At 51.0% G+C, this 6,826-nt stretch carries 8 protein-coding genes and 1 pseudogene; 5 read left to right on the forward strand and 4 right to left on the reverse strand.

From position 1 onward, the window contains the following. Positions 1-185 precede the first annotated feature (185 nt). A complete protein-coding gene (locus NDA02_RS25450) occupies positions 186-1,001 on the reverse strand; it encodes a TatD family hydrolase (RefSeq protein ID WP_348256161.1) in 816 nt (271 codons plus the stop codon). Positions 1,002-1,388: 387 nt separating this feature from the next. Next, positions 1,389-1,724 carry a 30S ribosomal protein S20 gene (gene rpsT / locus NDA02_RS25455; RefSeq protein WP_190789770.1) on the reverse strand — a complete coding sequence of 112 codons (336 nt, stop codon included), beginning with the start codon at positions 1,722-1,724 and terminating at the stop codon, positions 1,389-1,391. Positions 1,725-2,002: 278 nt separating this feature from the next. Here rpsT and hisD point away from each other — a divergent pair, with 278 nt between their 5' ends. Together hisD and NDA02_RS25465 are read left to right on the forward strand one after the other, a co-directional pair. Continuing rightward, positions 2,003-3,319 carry a histidinol dehydrogenase gene (gene hisD / locus NDA02_RS25460; RefSeq protein WP_190789771.1) on the forward strand — a complete coding sequence of 439 codons (1,317 nt, stop codon included), beginning with the start codon at positions 2,003-2,005 and terminating at the stop codon, positions 3,317-3,319. A 132-nt stretch (positions 3,320-3,451) separates the two neighbouring features. Then, entirely contained in the window at positions 3,452-3,874 is a 423-nt protein-coding gene (locus NDA02_RS25465) for a universal stress protein (protein ID WP_190789772.1), read from the forward strand. A 27-nt stretch (positions 3,875-3,901) separates the two neighbouring features. Here the strand turns inward: NDA02_RS25465 and NDA02_RS25470 are convergent, their stop codons facing one another. After that, complete coding sequence (locus tag NDA02_RS25470; RefSeq protein WP_190789773.1) at positions 3,902-4,279, reverse strand: hypothetical protein; 378 nt, start codon at positions 4,277-4,279, stop codon at positions 3,902-3,904. Between the two features lie 78 nt (positions 4,280-4,357). On the opposite strand from NDA02_RS25470, the gene NDA02_RS25475 reads away from it, so the two are divergent. From NDA02_RS25475 to NDA02_RS25485, 3 genes are all read left to right on the forward strand, one after another. Then, the gene (locus NDA02_RS25475) at positions 4,358-4,621 is read left to right on the forward strand and encodes a MoaD/ThiS family protein (protein ID WP_190789774.1); all 264 of its coding nucleotides are present in this window, start codon (positions 4,358-4,360) and stop codon (positions 4,619-4,621) included. A gap of 202 nt (positions 4,622-4,823) precedes the next feature. Next, positions 4,824-6,122: a threonine synthase gene (thrC, locus tag NDA02_RS25480; protein WP_190789775.1), complete on the forward strand. Its 1,299-nt coding sequence runs from the start codon at positions 4,824-4,826 to the stop codon at positions 6,120-6,122. A 60-nt stretch (positions 6,123-6,182) separates the two neighbouring features. Beyond that, the gene (locus NDA02_RS25485; RefSeq protein WP_190789776.1) at positions 6,183-6,458 is read left to right on the forward strand and encodes a MoaD/ThiS family protein; all 276 of its coding nucleotides are present in this window, start codon (positions 6,183-6,185) and stop codon (positions 6,456-6,458) included. Positions 6,459-6,720: 262 nt separating this feature from the next. Here NDA02_RS25485 and NDA02_RS25490 read toward each other — a convergent pair. Continuing rightward, positions 6,721-6,826 (reverse strand): annotated as a pseudogene (locus NDA02_RS25490) (IS630 family transposase); the annotation flags it as partial.

Below are 6,826 nucleotides of genomic sequence, written 5' to 3' on the forward strand. Positions count from 1 at the left end.
ACAATGGGTTCGATAATTGAAACAATCAGAAGACGGGCTTAGCCAGAAAATTAACTTTAGAAGGACTAAAAACCGTAGCTCTGGGATTGACCTTAAACCTCAATTGCGCTAATGTCCCAAACACCATTATGGCTGATCTATATCATTTTGTGTACTCTTTCTGAGAATCCCACAAAATTTTCTAATCATGACATAGCGATGGGAACTTGCGCCGAAGATTCAAGGATGGGCAGCTTAAACAGACGACGAGCATTTTCAGTGGTTTGGGCAGCGATCGTCTCCAGGGACACCCCTCGCAACCGGGCAACTTGCTCCGCTACATACCGCACATTGGCGGGCTGATTCCGGCGTTCGCCCCGCTTCGGAACCGGAGACAGAAACGGACAGTCGGTTTCAACCAAAATGCGATCGTTCGGCACCAGCTGAGCCGACTCCTGCACCTGGGTCGCATTCTTAAAGGTAACAATGCCGCTAAAGCTAATGTAAAACCCCAGATCGAGAAACCACTTCGTTTCCTCTGGCGTTCCGCCCCAGCAGTGCATCACCCCTTTCATCGTCCCCGACTTTGCCCACTCGCGCAGCAAATCTGTCATTGGAGCAGCTGCATCACGACAGTGAACAATCACCGGCAACTCGAGTTCGCGGGCGATCACTAACTGTTCCTGAAATGCAAGCTCCTGCTGCGATCGATCGTCTGCCTTGTAGAAATCTAGCCCGGTTTCGCCAATGGCAACTACGCGGGGGTCAGATTGAGCTAGCGACCGAATTTGATCGGCTGTGTCGGGAGTCCATTTGTCCATATCCAATGGATGCAAACCCACTGCAAACGAGAGCTCGGGAAAGCGATCCGCAATACTCCGAATCTGCTCAAATTCCGCAGGCTCTACACAGGAGTGAACCAGTTGGGCAACGCCTACCTTGCGCCAGTTTTGGGCGACTTCCTCTAAGTCAGGCTGGAAGCTATCAAAGTTAAGGTGAACATGGGTGTCGATTAACTGCATGATTCAATAACCTGATTGGCTCCAACTTTTAACCTGTCAACTTTTGACCTGTTGGGTGTTGCCGAGCGACAAAATGAGGGCAAAATTTTGATCTTAAAGAACAGCAATTGCAACCAGTAACCCTTTTTATGGGGTAGATGTCCTTACCCGCTCCGTGCAATAGGTATCCCTCTGTAGGACTGAACAGACGGGAGCCCATTCCCCAAGAGTCACTGATAATTTAGCTTGCTGTATCTAGCTCACTGTATCTAGCTCGCCGCCCCAAGACAGCCATGCCGCAATTCAGTAGCACTATTTGGCTTTTTGCCGATCGCTCCGCCGCCCCCGAAAGGTAATTGCCCTTCTAAATTAAGGTAATTGCCCTTCTAAATTAAGGTAATTGCCCTTCTAAATTAAGGAAGCCGATGCAGTCGATGCGGTGGCTGGCGCGGTCGATGCCATTGCTTTTGCTTTGAACACTCTCGACAGACGTGCCTTCTTACGTGCGCCATTGTTGGGATGCAAGATACCGTGCTTGACGGCTTTGTCAATTTTGCTGTAGGCAGCCGACATCCGCTGCTGCACTTCCTGTTTTGCTTCAGGCGTTGGATCCACCGTGTACTTGTTCACAGCCTCGATATAACGCTTCGTCAGGGTTTTTACAGCGGATTTATAGGACTTGTTCCGCAGGCGGTTGCGCTCCGCGATTTCGACGCGCTTAATTGCAGACTTAATATTTGCCACAGCTATCTACCACTTCAACTTCTAGACAGTACAAATTTGAGACCAAGAATCTCAGGCGGGCATCATTCCAGCGATCTACCATCTTAGCAAAGCATTTGCCATAAACATAGGCTAAACTCGCATCTTTCTAGACACATATCCTCTAAAAATCCGGTTAAGCTAGAAGACATAATCGGTTCAGTCAGGTTCGCGGTTCCATCTGCGGTTCTCTGGGGATCGCAAACCCACCGTGTCAACCTCAGGCAGTTCCAGGCTTTCTATCCTTACCCATTGTGGCGATGCTGCGAATCATTCATCAGCGGGCTGAAGCACTCACCGAACTGCGACGGATCTGCGATCGCACTCATGATGATCAGGTCGTTCATAAAGAGGCAACCGTTCGAGAAGTCTTGCAGGCAGTGAAACGGCAGGGTGACCGGGCATTGCTGCACTACACCGAAGAATTTGACCAACTCATGCTAGAGCCAGGAGAGTTGCGGGTCACAGGCTCGGAGCTAGAAGCTGCTTATCAGCAGGTTTCCAAAGAGTTGCTGGAAGCAATCCAGCTTGCCTGTCGTCAGGTCGAAGCCTTTCACCGCCAGCGAGTGCCCAAAAGCTGGGTGCAGTTTGGCGAAAATGAGGTCGTTTTAGGCAAACGCTACACGCCGGTCGATCGTGCGGGGCTGTATGTGCCGGGGGGACGGGCTTCCTATCCTAGCACGGTGATTATGAACGCCATTCCGGCGAAGGTCGCGCAGGTTCCCCGCATCGCAATGGTGACTCCGCCTCGCCCAGATAAGACGATTAACCCTGCCGTTCTGGTAGCAGCACAGGAAGCCGGGGTACAGGAAATTTATCGTGTTGGAGGGGCACAGGCGATCGGCGCACTGGCATACGGAACCGAAACAATTCCCAAAGTGGACGTGATTACGGGGCCGGGCAATATTTACGTGACGTTGGCGAAAAAGCTGGTTTACGGCACGGTTGGTATCGACTCCCTCGCGGGTCCCTCTGAAGTCCTGATCATTGCCGATGGTCACGCCAATCCAGTCCACGTCGCAGTCGATATGCTGGCGCAGGCAGAACACGATCCAATGGCAGCAGCAATTCTGCTCACGACTGATACTGATCTGGCAATGAATGTTGTGGTCGAAGTGAAGCAGCAGTTGCTCAACCACCCGCGCCGATTGCTAACCGAAAAGGCGATCGCTCACTACGGTCTGGTCGTTGTCGTAGACTCCCTCGAACAAGCCGCCGAACTATCTAATGAATTCGCTCCAGAACACCTGGAACTGGAAGTCGAAGACCCCTGGAGCCTATTGGAGTATATTCGCCATGCGGGAGCAATTTTCTTGGGCAATTCTACCCCTGAAGCCGTTGGCGATTATCTTGCTGGACCCAATCACACTTTGCCAACTTCCGGTTCTGCCCGCTATGCCTCTGCTCTCAGCGTCGAAACCTTCCTGAAGCATTCCAGCTTGATTCAATACTCGCCGCAGGCACTCCAGAACGTGGCAGGGGCGATCGATGCGCTGGCAACTGCCGAAGGGCTGCCTTCGCACGCAGACTCAGTACGATTCAGAGTTCAAAAGGATGCAGGCGATCAGGAAGGGTAGATAGGAGCACGGGACGCTTAAGCTTTATTCTGGTCAAAGTTGATTTTGGTCAAAGTTGATTGAATTTTCAGGCTGAACCCGCGACACTGGACAGGCAAGCGATCGTTCTGGGAAATTCCAGGCTGAAGAATCATGCTGAACAAAATTCTAGTTGCGCTCGATAGTTCAGACTTATCGGAACTGGTCATTAAAGCACTTCATCAGCTTTCCCTACCGCAGGATGCTCATGTTGTTCTGGCGCATGTTTTAGTGAACTCTGACGCAAATCCTGACATCGCAGCCGATCGCCCCCCGGTTGACGCGGAAGAAATTTCTTATCATTCGCTAGAAAAATTGCAGGCTTATCAAGCAGATCTGCCCTGCAAAAGCGAAATCGAAATTGTGCGCGGCGAACCTGCGGAAGAGATTGTGCGCTTAGCCAATATCCATCACGCTGATTTGATTGTCATTGGCAGTCGAGGTTTGACAGGAATGACGCGCATTCTCAAAGGCTCGGTGAGCAACCAGGTCGTTGAAGAGGCAAGTTGCTCGGTACTGGTCGTTAAGCCGAGATAGTTTCCTTTGCTGACCTGAAGCGTGAATTCAGCTTGCAAGAAACTGTTTTAGGCGCAGCAGGCTTAACGTTTGTCCCAAATTCAGCGGCAGCAGCGAAACTCCCTCAAGGCGCGACTGCACCCAGCCCTCCCCCCAATACCATTCGTGATAACCATCAATCCCCTGGCTTAGCAAAAAGCGCAGACTATTAGGGGCTGCCCGATCAACCTGATGCTGAATCACAACTGGACCAATCCAGCTTGTAAACGAAAGTCCTGAATGCAGCGTTTCAGGCAACCCCTGTGAAAACGTTTGGGGAGAAAGCCAGCGACGAAACTGAGCCGGAAGGAGCAGACTGTCGTGGATTTGCTGCGCTGAGGCATCGAGTTCAATCCGCAGTGTACTTTGCTGAAAGGAGCCGAGCATAAGAGCTTTTTGTTAGAAGCTTGCAGGATACTTTATTCAGTATGCCAGGGTTGAAATCAAGTTGGAGACCAGATATCAATGAACGATCGCACCTCAATTACAGTAATCGTCAAGCTCTTTGCTGCCTATCAAGAAGCCTATGGAACCTCGGAACTGGTGCTGCAACTTCCAACAGAGTCAACCGTAGCGCAGGTTCGCGATCGACTCATCAGCGAACACTTTGAATTAGAACAGTGGCGCAGTCTGACTCGCTTCGGCGTAAATCTTCAGTTTGTGGAACCGGAGACCGTTTTGCAGGAAGGCGACGAACTTGTCCTCATTCCGCCCGTAAGTGGGGGTTAAATATCGCTTTATCAATCCCGAAGCAATCCTGAATTATCCCAAATCAAACCCGACAAAAATAGTCGGGTATATTTGACGGTATTTTTCGCCTGTGATAGCATCCGTTTTAGTTGGTCAGAAAACGCGACAGGGTTTGATTGGCTAACGGTTTATTGATCTGCTGAGTTGACTCAAGAGAGCGCATTTAGAGAGGAAGAAGTTCATGACCCAGGCGATCGACCCCACCCAAACCGCTGCTACCTTTACGGCTCTGAAGTGTAAAGAGTGCGGTGCAGAGTACGAACCTAAAGCACTCCACGTTTGCGAATATTGCTTTGGTCCACTGGAGGTCGCCTATGACTACAGTGCGCTGAGCCGGCTTGTGACGCGGCAATCAATCGAAGCCGGACCTAAATCTATCTGGCGGTATCGTCCCCTGCTGCCCGTCGCTACTAACAACCCGATCGATGTAGGCACTGGCTTTACTCCGCTGGTGAAAGCAAACCGTCTAGCACGTCGTTTGGGCATCAAAAACCTCTACATCAAAAATGATGCCGTGAATATGCCCACTCTGAGCTTCAAAGACCGGGTGGTATCGGTTGCGCTAACTCGTGCGCGTGAACTGGGCTTTACGACCGTTTCCTGTGCCAGCACCGGAAATTTGGCAAACTCGACGGCAGCGATCGCCGCTCATGCCGGACTTGACTGCTGTGTGTTCATCCCCTCCGACCTGGAAGCTGGAAAAGTGCTAGGTACGCTGATCTATGGTCCTACGGTGATAGCAGTTCACGGCAATTACGATCAGGTGAATCGCCTCTGCTCGGAAGTTGCAAATACCCATGGCTGGGGCTTCGTAAACATCAACCTACGCCCCTACTACTCTGAAGGTTCCAAGACGCTGGGCTACGAGGTCGCTGAACAGTTGGGCTGGCAGTTGCCCGATCACATTGTTGCCCCTCTGGCATCTGGTTCACTCTTCACTAAGATTTATAAGGGCTTCCAGGAATTCGTCAAGCTGGGACTGGTCGAAGATAAGACTGTCCGGTTTAGCGGTGCCCAGGCTGAAGGCTGCTCTCCAATCGCCCAAGCATTCCGCGAGGAGCGCGACTTTATTACCCCGGTGAAGCCCAACACCATTGCTAAATCAATCGCGATCGGCAATCCGGCAGATGGCGTGTACGCGCTGGATATCGCCCGCAAGACGAATGGCAATATTGAATCGGTGAATGATCAGGAAGTCGTAGAAGGCATCAAGCTTCTGGCAGAAACCGAAGGCATCTTCACTGAAACCGCAGGTGGCACAACGATCGCTACCTTGAAAAAGCTGGTCGAAGCAGGCAAAATTGACTCCGAAGAAACCACGGTGGTTTACATTACGGGCAACGGTCTGAAGACTCAGGAAGCGGTACAGGGCTACATTGGTGAGCCGCTGACGATCGAACCCAAGCTGGATAGTTTCGAGCGGGCACTGGAGCGGTCTCGAACCCTCGATCGCCTGGAATGGCAGCAGGTTCTTGTCTAGTTTTGCCTGATAATAAAGGCTTATGATTGACCTTGATTTCTGAGATTTCTGAAAATAACTATGGCTGTTAAAGTTCTGATCCCGACTCCGCTGCAAAAATTTACTGCCGACCAAGCCACGATCGAATGTGAAGGGCAAACGATCGCCGAACTGCTTGACTCTTTGGAGCAGAGCTTTCCCGGCATCAAAACCCGGCTCTGTGACGAGCAGGGTAATTTGCGTCGCTTTATTAACTTCTACGTCAACAGCGAAGATATTCGGTTCCTGGATGGACAGAACACCTCGCTGCAAACGGGTGATGAAGTCAGCATCGTTCCAGCAGTGGCAGGAGGCTAAGGACACCCAAGTCTTAAGTCTTTCGTTAAGGCAAGGGCTAAGCGATGAGTTACAGCAAGGCTCAAAAGGGGCGAAGAAACGCTTAACGGCGAAGAGGTGCCTCACTAAGCCGACGACCTGAATCTAGTTATTCATCAAGGAGGGTGCGCTCGCTGTGCCCTCTTTTGTGTTGCATGGATTCTAACTGAGCTACGTGCAAATCTTGCTGATCTTAATCGCTGAAGTCGAGAACAGTATGAGTTCCTCAGCGCTATTTATAGCTTTACGGATACACGTTCGAACAATGGTTGAAGGCAGCATCGACACAATCGCGAAAGCTATCAAATTCATCCCAGCGTTGACGCATCCAATTCTTGAGCACGAACCAC

This window comes from Leptolyngbya sp. ST-U4, from assembly GCF_039962215.1.
In the GTDB taxonomy this organism is placed as follows: domain Bacteria; phylum Cyanobacteriota; class Cyanobacteriia; order Elainellales; family Elainellaceae; genus Leptolyngbya_A.

Coding starts and splice junctions, on each gene's coding strand:
- NDA02_RS25450 (WP_348256161.1), bottom strand. CDS start 1,001: ATGCAGTTAATCGACACCCATGTTCACCTTAACTTTGATAGCTTCCAG.
- hisD (WP_190789771.1), top strand. CDS start 2,003: ATGCTGCGAATCATTCATCAGCGGGCTGAAGCACTCACCGAACTGCGA.
- NDA02_RS25465 (WP_190789772.1), top strand. CDS start 3,452: ATGCTGAACAAAATTCTAGTTGCGCTCGATAGTTCAGACTTATCGGAA.
- NDA02_RS25470 (WP_190789773.1), bottom strand. CDS start 4,279: ATGCTCGGCTCCTTTCAGCAAAGTACACTGCGGATTGAACTCGATGCC.
- NDA02_RS25475 (WP_190789774.1), top strand. CDS start 4,358: ATGAACGATCGCACCTCAATTACAGTAATCGTCAAGCTCTTTGCTGCC.
- thrC (WP_190789775.1), top strand. CDS start 4,824: ATGACCCAGGCGATCGACCCCACCCAAACCGCTGCTACCTTTACGGCT.
- NDA02_RS25485 (WP_190789776.1), top strand. CDS start 6,183: ATGGCTGTTAAAGTTCTGATCCCGACTCCGCTGCAAAAATTTACTGCC.